This window comes from Legionella pelazae (genome assembly GCF_052527395.1).
Window position 1 is genome coordinate 60,575 of the sequence record NZ_JBNVZS010000016.1, and the last position, 18,971, is coordinate 79,545.

Consider the following 18,971-nt stretch of genomic DNA (forward strand, 5'->3'; position numbering starts at 1 on the left):
TAAAATTATGGAATCGACTGAGTTAGCTGTTATTCAAGAATTATCGATGCGACTTGTTGAAGCACAAAATCAAATTCGTATTCTAGACAGCATTAAATGGGATGATTCCATACGCCAGCAATTTTTTAATGATAAAGCAGGTAAACTGCCAGCTGTCGATAAAACCTATTATGATAATCGACCACTTCCTTTTGATGCCCAGGAAAAACAAGAAGAATTTCGTTTAATCTTACGTGATGCACAAAATCAATTAGGTCAATATTCGCCTGTTACGCGTTTACTTAAGCGTCAATGCGAAGAATATATTAAAGCAGTTGATATGTTAGCTGCTCGGGGAACTCCTGCATTTAGTCAGCTTGCTACTGAATTATATGGCAGCCCTGATGATGTGTTTTATTTAGGTGGACCTCGTTTATGTGATCTAGGAACAGTACTTTTCGATGTATTAACAGCGCTTGATGTTCAATTGCAATCGGACGCTGACTTAAAACGTTACACACCTGAAGAGGCTCAACAAATTTTGCAGGCTCAGTTAAGTGATTTCTTTCATCTTCATCCAGGTAAAATTACGGTTATGATTAGTGACGATATGATTGCTGACGCTTCTGCAGGTGCCGATAACATTAAATTAAGTCAGCACGCAAAGTTTAGTGATCGAGATGTGAAATATTTAGAAGTTCATGAAGGCTGGGTGCATGTTGGTACGACCCTAAATGGCACGACACAACCTTATTGTACTTTTCTCTCGAAAGGTTCACCTTCTTGTAGTGTTATTCAGGAAGGCTTAGCTGTTATTACCGAAGTAGTTACTTTTTCTTCTTATCCTGGACGAATACGTAAAATCACTAATCGAGTTATTGCGCTTGAGAAAGTGCGTCAAGGCGCTAATTTTCTTGATATTTATCGCTATTTTATCGATTGCGGCTTAAGTCCTATGGACAGTTATAATCATGCGGTGCGAATCTTTCGGGGCAGTATACCGACAGGTGGGCCTTTTACAAAAGACTTATCTTATGCAAAGGGCTTTTTATTAATTTATAATTTCATTCGCTTTGCTATAAGCCAGCATCGGGTAGAGATGATTCCATTATTATTTGTTGGTAAATTAGTGCTTGATGATTTGCCTTTATTAATGGAGCTTTTAGAAAGGGAACTTATAGCGCCACCCATTTATTTACCGCCGCCGTTTCGCGATTTAGCTGCGCTTAGCGCTTGGATGAGTTTTTCTTTATTTCTTAATAAATTTGATTTAAATGAAATCCAAAAGAATTTTCGTTTTTTACTAGCTTAATATAAAGAAATGTAATGAATTTAATTGTTAAAAATTAAGGATACGCTATGGGGCTTTTAGTTGACGGGCAATGGCAAGATACTTGGTATGATACATCAAAATCAAAAGGCGCTTTTAAACGAGAGCCTTCTAAATTCCATCATGCCATTAGCGCACAACCTGACGCATTGTTTCCTGCTGTAGCCAATCGTTATCACTTATATGTTTCCTTAGCTTGTCCTTGGGCACATCGCACATTAATCTTTCGAGTGCTTAAAGGATTGACTGATTTTATGGATGTCTCCATTGTCCACCCGCATATGCTAGACCGAGGTTGGGAGTTTAAAGTAGGAATGGGTGCTACCGGTGATAAACTTTATGGCCTTCGCTATCTCTATGAGCTGTATTGCAAAGCCGATGCTAATTATACAGGCCGAGTGACGGTTCCTGTATTATGGGATAAAGAAAAACAAACGATAGTGTGTAATGAATCTGCTGAGATTATTCGCCAATTCAATACCGCTTTTAACCATTTAACAGGTGATGAACAAGATTTCTATCCACCTTCTTTACGTTCTGAGATTGATACTATTAATGAGAAAATTTATCATACCGTAAATAATGGGGTATATCGCTGCGGTTTTGCCACATCTCAAGAAGCTTATGAAGAAGCATTTGAGCAATTATTTGCGACTTTAGATGAGTTAGAAGCACATTTAGAGCAGCACAGTTATTTGGTTGGTGGGCAATTAACTGAAGCTGATTGGCGCTTATTTACCACGCTTATTCGCTTCGATGCAGTTTATTATAGTCATTTTAAAACAAATAAAAAACGAATCGTTGACTATCCCGCTCTACAAGAATATCTTAAACGACTTTATCATCATCCAGGTATCAAAGAGACTGTTAATTTTGTGCACATTAAGCAACATTACTATTACAGTCATGACACCATAAATCCAACCCGTATTGTGCCTGTGGGCCCGATACTTCATTTAGATGATTGATAGATAATAAGCGATGTAAAACTAAGCTAGCCGAAGTAAGGCAAGTTATGTTTTAATAACAATTATTTTTAAAACTTTGGCGATTTTAAAATGACTTTTGTTGTGACTGAAAGTTGTATTAAATGTAAATACACCGATTGTGTTGAAGTTTGCCCTGTCGATTGTTTTTATGAAGGGCCTAATTTCTTAGTAATTCATCCAGATGAATGTATTGATTGTGCGCTTTGTGAACCTGAGTGTCCGGTGCAAGCGATTATGTCTGAGGATGATTTAACGCCTGAGCAAAAGAAATTTCAAGAGCTTAATGCAGAACTTGCTCAAAAATGGCCCAATATTACAGCAAAGAAAGAAGCACCAGCTGACGCTAAAGAATGGGAAGAGGTTAAGGATAAATTACAATTTCTTGAGAAAGAGTGGGAATAGAGCATTTAACTGATGATGTATCTTCGCATTGTCAACATGTTTTAAGTGAAAAAGGACGTTTATCTACTGCGATTCCTGGCTTTATAGCGCGTCAAGCACAAATTACATTAGCAGCTGCAGTAGCCGACGCTATTACGCAAAAAACAATTTTAGTTGCAGAAGCAGGCACAGGCACAGGTAAAACCTTTGCCTACTTAATTCCATCATTATTAAGTGGTAAGAAGACCGTGATCTCAACAGCAACTAAAACACTGCAAGATCAATTATTTCAAAAAGATTTACCACTACTTATACGTGCTCTTGGACGCCCTATCAATGTGCAAAATTTAAAAGGAAGAGCCAATTACCTTTGCCGTTATCGTATTGAGCAGCATGCAGAAGAAGGTTTTTTTATTGCGCCTCATCTTATTCATGATATTTTAAAAGTTAAAGAAAAGGTGCCCCAGTTAACCCATGGCGAACGCAGTGAGTTGCTTGAAATTAAAGAAGACTCCGCGCTTTGGCCTTATATTACCTCTACCATCGATAACTGTTTAGGTAGTGAATGCAACTATTATCAAGACTGCTTCTTGGTCAAAGCAAGGAAACGTGCGCTTGAAGCTGATCTAATTATCATAAACCATCATCTATTTTTTGCTGATTCCCGTTTAAAAGAAGAAGGGTTTGGAGAGCTCCTACCAGACGTAGAAGTGATTATTTTTGATGAAGCACACCAGTTAGCAGAAATTGCTGCTCATTTTAATGAAGAGCGTTTAGGCACCCGGCAATTGCGAGACTTAGTTGATGATGTTATTCATGAGTGGCCAGTTCTTGATTTAGCTAATCAGCCGCTTAAAAAATTAAGTTTAGAAACCAATCAAATTATTGAGCAGTTAATTACCAGTTTATCTACCAAAGAGGATAAGCTAAGTTGGGATGTTGTTGAGCGCAATCAACTTTTTCAAAAAGCTTGGCAACAATTAATTGATTTAATTGACGCTTTATTAGCCTGTATAAAAGATATTGAACATGAGGAAAGTGCAGGACTTAAACGGTGTGCTAAACGCCTTGAAGCCTTTAAAACAACAGCAGTAGCATTTCAAAAATCAGATAAAACACTCATTCGCTGGATTGAGCGTTATAAACACGCTTTAGTTTTACATGCAACGCCTTATGATATTGCTGACTCTTTCAAAGCCCTTTTAAAACAGCAATTATCTTGTGCTTACATTTTTACGTCTGCAACACTTACCATGGGTTCCTCTTTTGACTGTTTCACTAAACCACTGGGGCTAGATAAAGCACGGACACTTCTTTTACCAAGCCCTTTTAACTATGCTAGACAAGCATTACTATATCTACCAAGGTTTTTACCTGACCCCAATGATCCTGCTTACTATCGAGAGCTAGTTATAAAAGCATTACCTATTATTAAAGCATGTCAAGGCCGGTGCTTTTTCTTATTTACCAGCCACCGCGCTTTAAAATTAGTTGCTGAGCTTTTGGTTGATACTTTAAACTACCCCTTATTAATCCAGGGAGAAGAAGCTAAACCTATTTTGTTAGCCCGCTTTCGACAATTAGGGAATGCAGTTTTATTGGGGACTGCTACTTTTTGGGAAGGGGTGGATGTTAAGGGAGAGGCTTTATCATGTGTGATTATTGATAAATTGCCTTTTGCCAGTCCCGTTGACCCCGTTATGCGTGGTAAAATGGCTTATTTAAAGGCGCGTGGTTTATCTGGTTTTGATGAATTATCCTTACCTAATGCAGTTTTAGCTTTAAAACAGGGCGTTGGTCGTTTAATTCGGGATGTTACTGATAAAGGGGTATTGATGATTGCTGATCCGCGTTTGACGGGCAGGTCTTATGGGCAGCAAATTTTTGCAAGCCTTCCGCCTCTACAAAAAACACGTGATGAGCAGAGTGTTTTAAATTTTATTGATCAATGGGTGTTTAATCATGAAGTTGTTAGCGCTTGATACATCGACCCCGGTGGCATCTATCGCCTTATTAAATCAGGGCGAAATTGTTGAACGAAGCCAAGTTGGGCAAGGTCAGCATGCTCAAGTTATCTTAAGTATTATTGAGGCGCTATTAGCAGAAGCAGCTTTATCTATAACTCAATTAGATGGCATTGTGTTTGGTCGTGGACCCGGTAGTTTTACCGGCCTTAGGGTTGCTTGTAGTATTGCGCAAGGTTTAGCCTATCCTCATGATTTACCACTATTTCCAGTAAGCAGTTTAGCAACACTAGCTTATGAACTTAAGACACTTCAGGAAGATAAAGAGTATCCAATCTTAGCGCTGATTGATGCGCGCATGAATCAAGTTTATTGGGCTTATTATGATCGTTCTTCATTAATAGATAGACCTGAGTATGTTTCGGCTGCACAAGACATCAACATTACTATCAATAGGCCGTTGCAATTAATAGGCATTAATTTTGCACCTTACTTTCTAGACTTACCTGAAGCATTGCGAGCTAACGTTGTAAAGCAACAAGAGGCTCCTATACGTGCGAGTACCATGCTGCATTTAGTGCAATCACAACCAATTAAACCCATTAGAGCAGACCAAGCCCTTCCTACCTATATCCGTAATCAAGTGGCACATCTGCCTAAGTCAGTCTAAGCATAGCAATATTAAAACCTTTTCCACATCATTCTTAATCTTGTATTAACTTTAGTCAATACAAGCGTGTAATCGGCTATTTAATAATGCTTTTCTATCTTTTGGGCTAATATATAAATTTGATGTATTTAGCGTTGAAATTAGCTGTTGTGCTGCTTTCATTTTTTCGTCTCAAGTCAATTAACATTTGCAGTTCTGATGCAGATATGGAGTCTTCTAGACTTGAGAATATTTCTACTGACTGCATATCATCCTGAGTCAGCTTATATGGCTCTACGATAATAGGTTTCCTTTCCTTAATAAATTCCTCAAAATTAGTTTTCTTAATGGTTGGCAGGATAACACTTTTATAATCTTTTCTTACTGATAAATTTGAAAATTCTTTATGTAATTTTTTACAAGCTAAGTTGCTTTCTGAGAAAACTGTCAAGAATAAGAAGGGCAAGTGGGGGTTTGGTTTGTTTTAAGATAGTGATGAGCTTTGCCCGCTTCTCTTTTGGCAAAGATATATAATCACTTATCTTTAGTTCACGAGCTAATACTGAGTTTTTTGTATCATCATTAAATGAGAAATCCAATAGTCATCTAAAATAAAAGTTTCATCATAGACAAGTTGCTTATTGACTTGTCTAATTTCATCAAAAAAAGTGGGCGTCATTGCTTTACGAGTTTTGTTGGCTCTAAGCGTGACTAATTGGTCTTTATTTAAATCATCTATCTATACTGCTCCAAGATTAATAATAGGTGGTACATAGTTTAATTTTTCATTTAAATCCTAAGGTGCTTTAGGCATGAAGCGGAGTACTAGTACAGCTATTGCCTAATGATGCTTAATAATGTTACAATAAGACTATATTTTTATCTTATTTAATTCTGGTTTAATTAGAAATGCCTAGAAAGATACTCATACGGCCTGAGCTACTAAGCAAGCTCAGCAACGTTGAATTTGCTGGCTATAAAAAAGCACTAAGCCGCTTTATGGATGAACAAGAAAAAAACGGCTTAAACTTAGAAAAGCTGCACGGCAAGCTTGATAAACAATCAGTTTACTCAATTCGAATGAACGGTAAAGGTCGCCTTGTTCTCTGCGCTATCGACCGCCCTGAAGGTCAAGTCTGGTGTTTAATTGATGTCTTGCCCAATCATGAATATCAGAAATTAAAAGAAAAGCCAAAAGGATGGTTAAGTCATCAAATTGATAAATCATTAAACAATGAGATGGAATTTACCGACTTTGTTGAGGCGTCCCAAGACGACGTAGTGGATGTTGATGAAGACATTAATATTGATGTCTCAAGTGGAATTGAATTTTGTGGTAGTAGAGGGTTTATTTTGTTTGATGAAGGACAAGCGCAGGCCAAGGAAAAAGGAATGAAATCGATGCCGGCCATTATTACCGGCCCACCTGGGTCAGGTAAAACGAGTGTTGGGTTATCGGTTGTGTGGCAGAATATCCAACATGCAGTTGAAAATGGGTTAGAGCCAAAGCCTATTTTAATGATAGCAAAATCGGCAAATTTGATTCAGTTCATCAGAAGTGAATTTACCACCATGTGTGCAGAGCATGATGGGATTCGACCTGAGTGGGTTGAGTTTAAAACCCCACAAGCGATTTATCTAGAACGCCATGAAGGTGTGAATATCAAAGGCGAAGACGACTTTATTACTTGGTTTTGCCATGAGCTCGCAACCCAGAACAAATTAAAGAAAAAAGACAAAACAGCACCACTGGTTCGTGCAGAGGAAGCATCGTTAGTTTATCAAGAATTACACACTATGTCAGGTTACAGCTCCTTTGAGGAGTATAGTCGGTTAGTTACCAGTAAGTTATCGTTATTTCCTAATCCAGAAACACGCAAGTGGCTATGGCAAGTGTATCAAAATTACATGAAGAAACTGACTAGCAATAACGAAGTTGATTTAGCTTTCCTGCCGATTGAATTGCAGAAAGCATATGATTTTATTGTCGTTGATGAAGCGCAAGATTTATCCAGACGACAAATCAGCTCGCTTGCTCAGCAATCAGAGCGTGTAATTTTTTGTATCGGCGACCATCAGCGCTTGTTTGGTAGTGAAACGACGGTGCCCTTTATTCGCTCCGTTTACTGGCAAAAAAACCAAAAAGATATCACCACCCTAGCTAAGTTAGACGCCTCCTATCGCTGTCCAAGAGAAGTGACTGAACTTGCTAATGGTGTCTTAAAGCTTAAATATCAAGCCATAGGTGGCAGGGAGTATCTGGATAAGAATGAGCTAGTTTATATTCAATCCAATCCTGTTTTAAGTCAAGCAGGAAACATCTATTGGCTAGAGCAAGAAAAAGAGCTTGCCCCACTTACTGAGGACAGAAGCAATGCCCAGTTTGCGGTGATTACCAGTCCTCAATTTATTGACGAAGCAGCCAAGTTATTTGGTCGTGAGCGTGTCTTTACACCCGCGCAGATTAAAGGGTTGGAATACGATCATATCTTAATCTTTAAACTCTTAGAGCAAGATGAATACAAAGCTGCTGATCCAGTCATTGGCGAGGAATTCGATATACAAAATACAGGTATAGCTAAGAACACTGAAGGAAGTATTCGCCACGGCACTGCCTTTAATGAACTATTTGTCGCAGTCACACGAGCGCAACGGTCTTTATCCATTTATCAGCCGTCTTTAAGAGAGATTCGCTGCATTTGTGGAAAATTAAGGGACAAAATTGCAGCCATTAACAACAGCAATAATAACAATAATAATAACAACCAAGCTCATGTTCAAAGTAGGCCTAACCAATCCTCTGAGGAAGAATGGCGGCGGCGGGCGGTACTTCTCGAACAACAAGGTTTAACCGAACAAGCACAAGCCATCATTAATGAGCATTTAAACGGCAACAGGACACCTCACTTACCTGTAACAGCTGCCGTAAAGCGCCCGTCAGTTATAAGCAACGTGCCTGCAACTGTAAATGCAGCTAAATCTAAATCTACTAATCAAGTTAGCCAAGGAAAAAAAGCCAACAAAAAAGGTACCTTATCTAACCCGCCACTCCACTTACTTGAGAAGGTAGTAAACAAGATACCAGGGGCGATGAAGGAGCTTCTCCAACACAAAGATGTTATTAACTATCTATTCCATATCTCCTTAAACACAATTAACGCAGACCTTCCTGTCCTTTCATTAGTGGAATACTTTAAAAAGGAGCAAGACGATGGCAAAAGAAACGAGCTTTTGGACGCACTAGTTACTCGTTTAAACGATGTTCTACGAGGTAATACAGCAAGAGAACAACAAGATGCTTTCATGGCGCTACTTTACTATAAACCAGCTAGCTTTCCTGTTAGTTTATCTACACCCTTGCTAAAACAACTCCCTCCAGGCTCAACTGCTTTTAATTTTCTCTGTTTTTTTAAGCAAAACAGACGAAACGAACTGAATGAAGGAATCGTTAAAGGCCAGCTTAAGGTAGTACGTACCTTAGAATGTCTAGGACTTCTTGATGCTTGGGATAGCCAGGGCGATACGCCCGCGCAGGTTGCAATACGCAGTAGGCAGTGGGCGATACTTTTGGCGTTAGCTAAAAGCGGTATAGATGTGAATAAGCCTAGTAAAAATGGTGTCAGTCCGCTTGCGTTTGCGGTGCAAAAGAACGATGTGGAAGCAATAAATAAGTTGAAAGCACTAGGCGTAGAGTTAGACAGTAGTACTAGGGCAGAAGGTCTTGCCTCACTTTTTGTTGCAGCACAAGATGGCCGTGTACATGTAGATGCAATTCATGCATTGATAAAAGGTTTAAGTGCGAAGGAAATTGGAGATCTTCTCAATCAGCCCACTATGAATGGTGCCACCCCGCTTTATACTGCGGCAGAAATGGGCCAGGTAGCAGTCATTAACACATTGATAGCATTGGGCGCTAAGGTCGACATTCCCTATAAAACTGGTGCCACCCCGTTTTTTATTGCAGCAAAAAATGGCCATGCAGACGCAATTAATGCATTAATAAAAAATTTAAGTGCAAAGGAAGTTGCAGAGCTTGTCAATAAGCCCACTACGGATGGTGCCACCCCGCTTTATATTGCGGCACAAAATGGCCATATAGCAGTCATTAACACATTGATAGCTTTGGGCGCTAAGGTTGACATTCCCCATAAAACTGGCGCCACCCCGCTTTTTATTGCGGCATTCAAGGGCCATGCAGACGTAATTGATGCATTAATAAAAAATTTAAGTGCAAAGGAAGTTGCAGAGCTCGTCAATAAGCCCACTATGAATGGCGCTACCCCGCTTTATATTGCGGCAGAAATGGGCCATGCAGACGTAATTGATGCATTAATAAAAAATTTAAGTGCAAAGGAAGTTGCAGAGCTCGTCAATAAGCCTACTGTGAATGGCGCTACCCCGCTTTATATTGCGGCACAAAATGGCCATATAGCAGTCATTAACACATTGATAGCTTTGGGCGCTAAGGTCGACATTTCCTATGACACTGGCGCCACCTCGCTTTATATTGCGGCAGAAAATGGCCATGCAGACGCAATTAATGCATTAATAAAAAATTTAAGTGCAAAGGAAGTTGCAGAGCTCGTCAATAAGCCCACTATGAATGGCGCTACCCCGCTTTATATTGCGGCACTTAAGGGTCATGCAGACGTAATTGATGCATTAATAAAAAATTTAAGTGCAAAGGAAGTTGCAGCGCTCGTCAGTAAGCCCAATACGGATGGCGCCACCCCTCTCTATGCTGCGGCAGGCAATGGCCATGTAGATGCAATTCGTGCATTGATAGAAGAGTTAAGTGAAGCGGAAAGCGAAAAGCTAATCAATCAGCCTAATGCTAAGAATGCAACACCTCTTTTTATAGCAGCACAATACGGGCATACTAATGTTGTGTCTTGTCTACTGGAAATGGGGGCTTCCTGCTCTGTTGCTTGCCAATCAAGCAGTAATATATTAATTGGTCTTGCCAAGGATTCAGGAAAAGAAGAGGCATTAATTAGAGCAAAAACCTTTATTAAAAGTAAAGGATTAACCGTTGATTCAGCAGAGACTCTGCCTATTTTACCTCATGAAATTGCTTATATTCTGGGCTATAGCGAGATAGAACAACTAGTTCAAGCTACGATGTCTTCGCCTCAAAAACTTGTTAACAGCCATTTTGGATTGTTTAAGGAAGTAAAAGTTGAAAAGGCAAAAGTTGATGATGAGAATGAGGCCTCGCAAAGCAGTAAATGTTCCGTTAGGGACAAGGTGTTTACCTACACCTAGCTTCGAGGGTGTGGTATCCTGTGCTACAGGCGCCAATCCAATCAATAAGAGTAACAACTTCCTGTGCTTCTTATAATATTATCCTAAAAACCAAATCCATTTAGCTTGACCAATGTAATGAGAGCTCTTATCATCCTTTTTTTAATTTAACGTGAATTAGACATAAAAGTTATCACATAGTTTCTATGTCGAATTGGTTTATTTTTCTTTGGATCCCACACAAATGCTACGCATTTTACGGGCTAACGTTCGTTTGGCGACACAAAAGAGACTTCGTCTCTTCTATGTCGAACTCATGTTAATTTAACGTAAGTTCATGGATTAATTAGGCCCTATAGTTACAAGCTAAATTAAAGGAGCTCTTTTGGATAAACGTCTCTTAGAAATATTAGTGTGCCCTCTATGTAAAGGGAAATTATTACTGAAAAATGAAGAGCTTATTTGCCGATTCGACAGGCTTGCCTACCCAATAAGAGGGGGTATTCCTGTCATGCTTGAGCAAGAAGCGCGTTTAATTCCACTTGAGGAAAAGGAATCCTTATGAACTTTGATTTTCATGTTGTCATCCCTGCACGTTATCAATCTTCGCGTCTGCCAGGTAAACTAATGATGGAGATTGGTGGAAAAACGGTTATTCAACGGGTTTATGAACAGGCGCTGCAGGCAGAACCTAAAACCATTACTATAGCTACTGATGATGAACAAATTGCCACCCATGCAAGAGAATTTGGCGCTCATGTTGAAATGACTTTGCCTTCCCATGCCACAGGAACTGATAGAATTGCGGAGGTCATTGCGCGCGGTTTTTATACTGAAAATGATATTATTGTTAATGTGCAAGGTGATGAGCCTTTTATCGAACCTGCTTTAATTAATCAAGTTGCACGTATTTTAACAAATCTTGAGTTAAATATGGCAACACTTTGCTGGCCTATCGAAAAACAGGAGCAACTATTAAACCCAAATATTGTAAAAGTGGTTCGTGACCGTTTCAATAATGCCCTTTATTTTTCTAGAGCACCTATCCCTAGTAACCGCAATGAACCTAATAGCATTAGTCATGTTTTTAGACACATTGGTCTTTATGCTTATCGAGCTAAATTTCTCGTTGACTTTGTTAGCTGGCTGCCTTGTAAACTAGAAATCTGTGAAGCTTTAGAACAATTACGCGCGCTTTGGGCGGGTCATAAAATACGGGTTGATGTTGCTTGTGCCATCCCGCAACAAGATATTAATACGGCAGATGATTTAGCTAAAGCAAGGCGGGAGGCTTTAACAAGATGATTAAACGAATAGAATTGCAAAATTTACAATGATTAAAGTAAGGCAACTTACCGATTGCTGTTAAGAACTTTAACTAAGTTATTTCCTGCATCAACGAGAACTTTTTCTGTTGCACAAGCGCCTAAGCTTGTTTTAAAAAAAGGATGATGATTTGCAGCTTGTTGGTTAACTGAATCTTTTTTACTACTAAATCTTTTTATTATTGATCGTATCCAGCTAATAAATCCAGATCGTTTATCAACCGAGATATCTTGCATGTCATCTGTACGCAACTCATCGAACTTCTTACCTAATTTCTCCTTATACGAAGAATCAGCAGTCGCTTGAGGATCTTTAAGATAATCATCATTTATGCACTTAACGCTTTGATATATATCATGTAATTTTTTAAGTCTTGAATCCAAAAGAAATATACTTCTATTTTCTTCATTAAAAGGTATTTCAATGTTACACATAGATATTTTAGATTGCTGTAAGCTTTGAGCCTTCGCTGGGTCATTTTTAACTTTTTGAATCTTCTTATTGATGCCACTATATTTAATTACGATGCGCTCATATTCTTTTGCTAACTCTTGCAAAAATTCATTAGAACTTTTATAAAGCGGTAGTGCTTTACGTCTTGCAGTTTCCTGAGTTTGCTTATTATATTGTTCACACCCGTTTTGAAGTGCTAAGGAACATTGTTTAGCCTGTCGGCAGTTATTATAAAGGTTTTTTTGCCAAGCAATAAGTTCTTCGCTTGTTTTGAGAGTGTATAATGTATCAAAAGCTGAATTTAATTCCCCTAAAATGCCTTGAGCCTCTTTTCTAGATTCAACAATGTTGTTCTCTAATTGATTTCTCGGGTTTTCTATAGACGGAGAAGCATTCAATTGCTGAGTTAGCTGCATACTTATAGTTGTTACGGTCTCCTTATAAACCTCTTCTAAGGCGTTTTTAAGTTTAACTAAATTATCGTCTATCGTGCCTAAATTTGTATCTATTAATTGTTGTAGATTCATTAAAGGCATCTTAGGTTGAGTAATTAAATGGAGAGCTTCCTTATAAGTTTCGATCTGTTTTTTCAACTCTTCTCTTAGATTTTTTAATAATTTTGGTATATTATTATCGCCATCATAACTTTTTGCTATATCATCAAAAACTGACATACTTTTTTCAAGTTTCGTAATAGCTGCTTGAAATACTTTAAGTAAGTTAGTTCTTTGTGTTTGAAATTCGTGGTCAAGCGAAACAATTATCTGTTGATTAGAAGGCTTAGGCGCTTTTTGTGCCTCTCCTATTTTGTTTTCCTGTTCTTCAAACTTCTCTAACAAGGTTTGCTGTTGCGAAAGAATTAAACCTAATATTTCTAATTTAGAGTTCTCCGTGCCTTGGGTAGGTTCTTTTCGCTTAGTCTTGTATTCTTCGTATAACTTGTCAAATTCAACTTTTGAGGTTTCTAACAATTTTTTACGATCACGAGCGTTTTTGACTACTCCATTATTAGAGTCAGACGGAAATAGGTTAAGTAAGCTAGTTAGCTGTTCTGAATCACTCTTAAGTAGAGCAGTCATTCTTTCATATTGTTGTGAAATTAATATTTCCTGAAGCTCTGAAATTTGTTTTAAATAGCATTCTTTAAGTTCTTTTAAATCCAACGATTTAACTTTAAGTAATTCTGCAAATTTACTTTCTTGGTTTTTGCGTAATTCAGTTAGTTCTGTTTCTGAGTATCCAGATTCAATTAGTTTTTGTTCCAAGTTAACAATAGCATTTCTATACTCTTCAGTTAAGTCTTGCCTAGCTTTTAAATAAAGTTCTTCTATCTTTTTGCGCTCGCTGTCAATTGGAGGTATGAGAGGAGAGGACTCAACTGATAATTCCTCTTTTCTAGCCTTGGGGATTTCTAGAAGTAAATTAGAAATACTTTCTAAATGCTCTTTCTTAGCAGCTTCTATAGTTTTTTGAAATTTTATAATTTCTGCTGTAAGTTGAGTTAAAAGGATCATTTTTGCTTTTAAAACGGGTTTTTCTATAGCCTTCACTTGTATTAGGTAGTTATTAATTAATTCCTCCTTTAATTCTTGGAGTTGCTTTAGATAATTATCGGGTTTTTTAGGCTGTAAAAGCAATTTCTGTAACTTTTCAAGCAAATTTTTGCTGAAACTAGGCGGTGTTTTATCTCTTAATAAGTCCTTAAATAATTTATCTACAAACTTCTCTAAATCTTTTTCAAAAACTTGTCTGTTATTAACATGTTTATCTAAATCAAGGTCAGCTAAATATGCAAACAATGAATCTAAAGTGGATGAAAAGGAGGTAACATCAAAATCATGTTTATTTTCCCAGTGTATAATATCAGTTTCTTGTTGTTTTGAATTAATGCCTCCCTTTGAAATGCTATTTTCGATAGTTTGATATCTGTCTTGAATATTTTTTAATAATTCAGCGCGTTGTTGATTTAATTGACTTAAATTTTTCGTGATATCAGTTAATTCCTTCTGCATTCTAGTACTATAGATTGCATCCTGCTGATTCTTAAATATAGAATAGGTTTTTTCACCTGAAACGATAAGAGCATGTGCTTTACTTTCAAATTCCTTAAATTCTTGGATCCAAGCATTTAATTGAAAATCAGTTCTTGCTAATTCATCTGGCAAAATATCCCTTATTAATTTAGAGTGTTCTTTATAAGTAGTTTTTTGTTTCTTAAAATTTTCATACTCTTTATTTTGCTCTGTATTCAATTTATCCAGCAAAGTATTAAAATACTCAATAATCGCGTTGAGAGATTCTACAGTAAGTGGCTCGGTTAAAGAGATTTGCTTAGCAGAAAGATCTCCTAACATTCCTATCTGCCCAATATTTTGTTGAAGAGAATTAAATAAACCTTCAAATTTTGATAATATTTCACTATCAGGTATTTCAGTGTGAGTTCTACTTTTAAATATTGGAATTGAGAAAAGACTGCTCTTGCTGGCTGAGTGCTCTTCTTTAGTATTATAATTTTTACTAATTGATTCACGAAGTTTCTCAATTTCTTTTCGATGTTCGCTTGTAAGGTCTATATTTCTTACAGGAACTCGGCAAAATAAGATTTCTATGTCATTTAAGCAGTCTAATACATCTCTAACTAACATCTTTGAAACTTAACTAATATAAGTATTATTAAGGATAGCAATTAAAGCTTAAGTAAATATTAATTTTTGCCATAATGTTGTAAAAATATATATTTTGTTCTCATATTAATCAGTTTGTGGTACAGGTTATTAAAATAATGACTTACTATATATTCTCATAGTAATTATTTAGGAGGGGATAATAATTAAACTAATTTATGATGGTTTTAATATTTAGACTATTGAAATTCGCAAGCTAATTCTATTTAACTAGGCTCTGTTCTTTAATTAATTTAGTAGAAATATTTCCTTTTCTCTTACGAGAATATAATAAAAAAGCCGGCAGTAGCATACAGATAATTCCTAAACTAAACACTACTCGAAAGTGATCAGCGCCGCCAATATCCATGCTACTTTCTGGCGGAATAAAACCGATAATAAGTGTAATCGTACAACCTACTAATCCTAAACCACAAGTTAAATAATAACCCAATTTGCCACCGGGAATTTCAAAAGGACGTGGTAGGTGCGCAAATTTACTTTTTAAGCGCCAGGCTGCCAGAAACATTAAAATATACATTAAAATGTAGAGCTCCGTACTTAGATCAGTAAACAGCCAGTAAATCGCATTAACGTTTGGAAAAAGTAAAAAGCCACTGCAAAGAAGCGTTACCATGGTTGCTTGTAAAAGTAAGATTCGAGAGGCAACGCCATGTTTATTTAAGCGATAGAGCCAATGAGGCAGAAAGCCATGATCAGCTGCTAATAATAATCCTTTAGCAGGTGAAATAATCCAATTAACCATGCTTCCTAAGCTTCCTAATAAGAGTAATATAATGAGCACGGGCATTAAAAAATTTAAACGATAAACTTGAAAAAAGTTATCAAAAGCTTGCATCACACCACCAACCAGATTAATTTTTTCTTGAGGCAAAACAAAAGCAATAGCAAGTGAGCCAAAAATCATCGTTATTAAAATTAAAATAACTGATAAAAACATAGCTCGCGGAAAGTTTCGCTGGGGCGAGTGCACATTACGGACATGCACTGCAGCTAATTCCATGCCTAAGAAAGAGGTCATTATCGCTGTAAGCGATACCCAAGATTGCGTATCAGTCCAATGTGGAATAAGGTTAGTTAAACTAAGATCGATGGCTAATGGATGACCTTTTATAAGCCAAATAAACGCAAGTAAGATAATAAAACCCATGGGTAAAATCATACCCACAATAGCACAAAAACTGGCAAACGCAGCCGACGCTCTAAGGCCTGCTAACCCTAAAAAGGTAAGCGACCAAAAGACAATTAATATAATGGAAATTAAATAATATTTATTTTGAATCAGTTCTGGATTAATTAAATACGCCAAAGTTCCGGCAATAAAAGATAAGATAGTTGGGTACCAGACGAGGGTATTAATCCACTGTAACCAAATAGTAAAAAAAGCGACATTTTCGCCAAAAGCTGATTTTACCCAGCTATAAACACCACCTTCTTCCTCGGACCAAGTTGAGGAAAGTTCTGCAGAAACTAAGGCAACAGGAATTAAGAATATAATAGCTGAGAAAATAAAAAAGAAAATCAGTGAGGAGCCAAATAAAGCAGTCCCGGGTAAATTACGAATACTGTCAATGGCCCCTGTAATTAATAAAACAAGAGCAAAAACAGATATTTTTTCAGAAGACCATGCTTTCATCGCAGACAGTACTCAGCTAATGGATTGCCAAAAGGTAACCATTATAAGGTAAATAATAGCTAGTATAAAATAATTTTATTAACGAAAACTTATTTTATTATTTTAAAGCTTAATATTTAGAAGCATTCCTATACTTGAAAGCGGTCAATAGAATTCATAAAATTACATTGAAAACCTAATCAGCTACTCTAGAACTCTATCCCAAACTCTGTTATTCCGAACCCCTCATTTCCAAGCTTTTGTCACTCTCAAACCTATGTTATTCCCAAACTTCTGTCATTCCCGTGTAGGCGGGAATCCATTTACAGACCGCGCATACTGTAAATAAAACCTTATAAAAATAATCCAACTTAATAAACCTGCTGTTAAACATAAAATAGGAATAAAGTTATAGTGCGTGGAAGCAATTAACCCGATGGAAGCAGGACCAATAATAATCGCTAATGATAATAACGATTGGGTTACTCCTAACACTTTGCCTTGTACTTGGATATCTACCATATTTGCAATAATTGCATTTTGTTGCGACCAAATTGTGGCACAGGTAAGGCCTACTAATCCATAAGCTAGATAAAGCCAATTAGCGCTTGGCGTAAATAAATAGAGCGCATATCCTAAGCACAAGATACCACTCGCTAATAAAACAATAACATAGGAATTAAATTTTTTACTAAGCTGTTTATTTAAATAGATGGAGCTAAATGCGGCGACTAACGAGCCAAAACCAAATAGATAACCTAGCCAAGTGCTAGATACCTGAAATTTCTCTACTGCAAATATAGGTAAACCAGTAAACGTACTTTCTGTACTTAACACGAAGAGGAAATAGATTAATAACATAATATTAACTTGTGGCATTTTGAAACATTCAACAATATTGTGAAGGCCAGTCGTTAAACTTAATGTGCGACGTTGATAAATACCTGTATCTTGATAAACCACAGCAATGAGTAATAAGTTGAGTAAGAAAATAATAGCCATAAATAAAAATGGCGTATACCAGCTAAACCAAGGTATTAAAGCCGAACTAGATAAATGCGAACCCACCATGGGCGCTAATACACAGCCTAGGGAAGCCGCGCCAGCAAGATAACCTAAATTAATGCCGCGTTCCGTATCATTGCTACTCATATTAGATACAGCTGCAAAAATAACCGAACCATTACCAGAAGCAACGCCAGTTAAGAAACGTCCAACAAAGAGTAGCCATAAAATATTAGCTATAAGCGCAACAGCACCGAGAAGATTAGCAATAACTAAAACGGACAGGCCTAACATTAGAATACGTTTGCGACCAAACTGATCTGATAATTCACCTAGCAAGGGGCCACCAAAAAATTGTCCTACACCATAAATCATCGTTAAAGTCCCGACAATCAGGGTTCGAGTAAAATGCGATGTATTCGGATCTAACATTGGGCTATTAGTATCTAGAAACAATGGTGCGAAAATAGGATAGACCATAAATAAACCAACAAAATCTAGAAAAAAAGTCAGCATCATACTATATATGGCAAGTCGATTATTGAGCGTAGTTTCCATAAATATCTCAACCGTAATTAAGTTTTAACTTATGATAAAGTACCTTTTCTTTAATAATAGAGTACTTCGCTGCAATCATGTGTCTATGTATGTAATTTCAAATTAAGTTAAGGCAAAGAAAAACTTAAACATAGGGTTATTGTTTCTTCTAATTGCTTATAATCCTTAAAGGAAATTAATTTTAGCAAGTCTATAGAAAGTAAATGGAAGAAAAACAATATTACGTTTATATATTAGCCAACAAAAAATATGGAACTCTTTATACAGGAATCACCAGCAATCTTATACAGCGAATTAGCCAGCATAAAGCTGAGCTAGTTGAAAGATTCACTAAAAAATACAGTATCTATCGACTGGTGTATTATGAAATTCACTTGGATGTTTATGAAGCAATAACCAGAGAAAAGCGCATAAAAAAGTGGTACCGCCAGTGGAAAATAAACCTAATCGAGCAACATAACCCGCAGTGGCTCGACTTATCCATCGGATTGTTTTGAAAGATGGATAACTGCCTACGCGGGTATGACAGATTTAATGAGTATAACAAATTGGTGAGTATGACAGATTTAATGGGTATAACAGATTTAGTAAGTATAACAAATTTAGTGAATATGACAGATTTAGGAAGCATAACGGATTAATTTTAAACAACTTGTTTAAACGCTTGTCATTCCTGCGCAGGCGGGAATCCATTTATGCCGTGGCGCCTAGGGAAAGTAAGAAAAGAACTATTTTAAGCTAAGCCTAGCGCAGCCCAACAATTTTAGTCATACAAGTATAGCCTATTCATAATT

12 protein-coding genes are annotated in these 18,971 nt (G+C 37.0%); 9 read left to right on the top strand and 3 right to left on the bottom strand.

Annotation, left to right across the window (positions count from 1 at the left end; all coding sequences use genetic code 11):
• Positions 1-7: 7 nt before the first annotated feature.
• The 8 genes from ACQUW5_RS13730 (at position 8) to kdsB (ending at position 11,841) form a co-directional block, all read left to right on the top strand.
• Complete coding sequence (locus tag ACQUW5_RS13730) at positions 8-1,291, top strand: flavohemoglobin expression-modulating QEGLA motif protein (RefSeq protein WP_444991840.1); 1,284 nt, start codon at positions 8-10, stop codon at positions 1,289-1,291.
• Between the two features lie 47 nt (positions 1,292-1,338).
• Positions 1,339-2,277 carry a glutathione S-transferase family protein gene (locus tag ACQUW5_RS13735; protein ID WP_444991841.1) on the top strand — a complete coding sequence of 313 codons (939 nt, stop codon included), beginning with the start codon at positions 1,339-1,341 and terminating at the stop codon, positions 2,275-2,277.
• Between the two features lie 90 nt (positions 2,278-2,367).
• Positions 2,368-2,700, top strand: a complete 333-nt coding sequence (gene fdxA, locus ACQUW5_RS13740; protein ID WP_444991842.1) for a ferredoxin FdxA — start codon at positions 2,368-2,370, stop codon at positions 2,698-2,700.
• Positions 2,691-4,661 (top strand): DNA repair helicase YoaA, encoded by a 1,971-nt coding sequence (gene yoaA / locus ACQUW5_RS13745; RefSeq protein WP_444991843.1) that lies wholly within the window; start codon positions 2,691-2,693, stop codon positions 4,659-4,661. Before fdxA ends, yoaA begins: the two co-directional genes overlap by 10 nt.
• Positions 4,642-5,313, top strand: coding sequence for a tRNA (adenosine(37)-N6)-threonylcarbamoyltransferase complex dimerization subunit type 1 TsaB (gene tsaB, locus ACQUW5_RS13750; RefSeq protein ID WP_444991844.1), 672 nt, complete (start codon positions 4,642-4,644; stop codon positions 5,311-5,313). The genes yoaA and tsaB overlap by 20 nt, the downstream gene beginning before the upstream one ends.
• An 888-nt stretch (positions 5,314-6,201) precedes the next feature.
• Positions 6,202-10,557 (top strand): ankyrin repeat domain-containing protein, encoded by a 4,356-nt coding sequence (locus ACQUW5_RS13755; protein WP_444991845.1) that lies wholly within the window; start codon positions 6,202-6,204, stop codon positions 10,555-10,557.
• A 364-nt stretch (positions 10,558-10,921) separates the two neighbouring features.
• Positions 10,922-11,101 carry a Trm112 family protein gene (locus tag ACQUW5_RS13760; RefSeq protein WP_444991846.1) on the top strand — a complete coding sequence of 60 codons (180 nt, stop codon included), beginning with the start codon at positions 10,922-10,924 and terminating at the stop codon, positions 11,099-11,101.
• Positions 11,098-11,841: a 3-deoxy-manno-octulosonate cytidylyltransferase gene (gene kdsB, locus ACQUW5_RS13765; RefSeq protein WP_444991847.1), complete on the top strand. Its 744-nt coding sequence runs from the start codon at positions 11,098-11,100 to the stop codon at positions 11,839-11,841. The genes ACQUW5_RS13760 and kdsB overlap by 4 nt, the downstream gene beginning before the upstream one ends.
• A 47-nt stretch (positions 11,842-11,888) precedes the next feature.
• Here the strand turns inward: kdsB and ACQUW5_RS13770 are convergent, their stop codons facing one another.
• The 3 genes from ACQUW5_RS13770 to ACQUW5_RS13780 form a co-directional block, all read right to left on the bottom strand.
• Positions 11,889-14,960 (bottom strand): hypothetical protein, encoded by a 3,072-nt coding sequence (locus ACQUW5_RS13770; protein WP_444991848.1) that lies wholly within the window; start codon positions 14,958-14,960, stop codon positions 11,889-11,891.
• Between the two features lie 241 nt (positions 14,961-15,201).
• Positions 15,202-16,635 (bottom strand): amino acid permease, encoded by a 1,434-nt coding sequence (locus tag ACQUW5_RS13775; protein WP_444991849.1) that lies wholly within the window; start codon positions 16,633-16,635, stop codon positions 15,202-15,204.
• 276 nt (positions 16,636-16,911) lie between these two features.
• A complete protein-coding gene (locus tag ACQUW5_RS13780; RefSeq protein WP_444991850.1) occupies positions 16,912-18,177 on the bottom strand; it encodes an MFS transporter in 1,266 nt (421 codons plus the stop codon).
• Between the two features lie 203 nt (positions 18,178-18,380).
• Here ACQUW5_RS13780 and ACQUW5_RS13785 point away from each other — a divergent pair, with 203 nt between their 5' ends.
• The gene (locus tag ACQUW5_RS13785) at positions 18,381-18,674 is read left to right on the top strand and encodes a GIY-YIG nuclease family protein (protein ID WP_444991851.1); all 294 of its coding nucleotides are present in this window, start codon (positions 18,381-18,383) and stop codon (positions 18,672-18,674) included.
• Positions 18,675-18,971: the final 297 nt, after the last annotated feature.

What these genes read in the sequence shown, in the direction of transcription:
- ACQUW5_RS13735 (WP_444991841.1), top strand. Translation starts at nt 1,339, where the DNA reads ATGGGGCTTTTAGTTGACGGGCAATGGCAAGATACTTGGTATGATACA.
- ACQUW5_RS13785 (WP_444991851.1), top strand. Translation starts at nt 18,381, where the DNA reads ATGGAAGAAAAACAATATTACGTTTATATATTAGCCAACAAAAAATAT.
- ACQUW5_RS13755 (WP_444991845.1), top strand. Translation starts at nt 6,202, where the DNA reads ATGCCTAGAAAGATACTCATACGGCCTGAGCTACTAAGCAAGCTCAGC.
- ACQUW5_RS13775 (WP_444991849.1), bottom strand. Translation starts at nt 16,635, where the DNA reads ATGAAAGCATGGTCTTCTGAAAAAATATCTGTTTTTGCTCTTGTTTTA.
- ACQUW5_RS13780 (WP_444991850.1), bottom strand. Translation starts at nt 18,177, where the DNA reads ATGGAAACTACGCTCAATAATCGACTTGCCATATATAGTATGATGCTG.
- ACQUW5_RS13770 (WP_444991848.1), bottom strand. Translation starts at nt 14,960, where the DNA reads ATGTTAGTTAGAGATGTATTAGACTGCTTAAATGACATAGAAATCTTA.
- kdsB (WP_444991847.1), top strand. Translation starts at nt 11,098, where the DNA reads ATGAACTTTGATTTTCATGTTGTCATCCCTGCACGTTATCAATCTTCG.
- ACQUW5_RS13730 (WP_444991840.1), top strand. Translation starts at nt 8, where the DNA reads ATGGAATCGACTGAGTTAGCTGTTATTCAAGAATTATCGATGCGACTT.
- fdxA (WP_444991842.1), top strand. Translation starts at nt 2,368, where the DNA reads ATGACTTTTGTTGTGACTGAAAGTTGTATTAAATGTAAATACACCGAT.
- tsaB (WP_444991844.1), top strand. Translation starts at nt 4,642, where the DNA reads ATGAAGTTGTTAGCGCTTGATACATCGACCCCGGTGGCATCTATCGCC.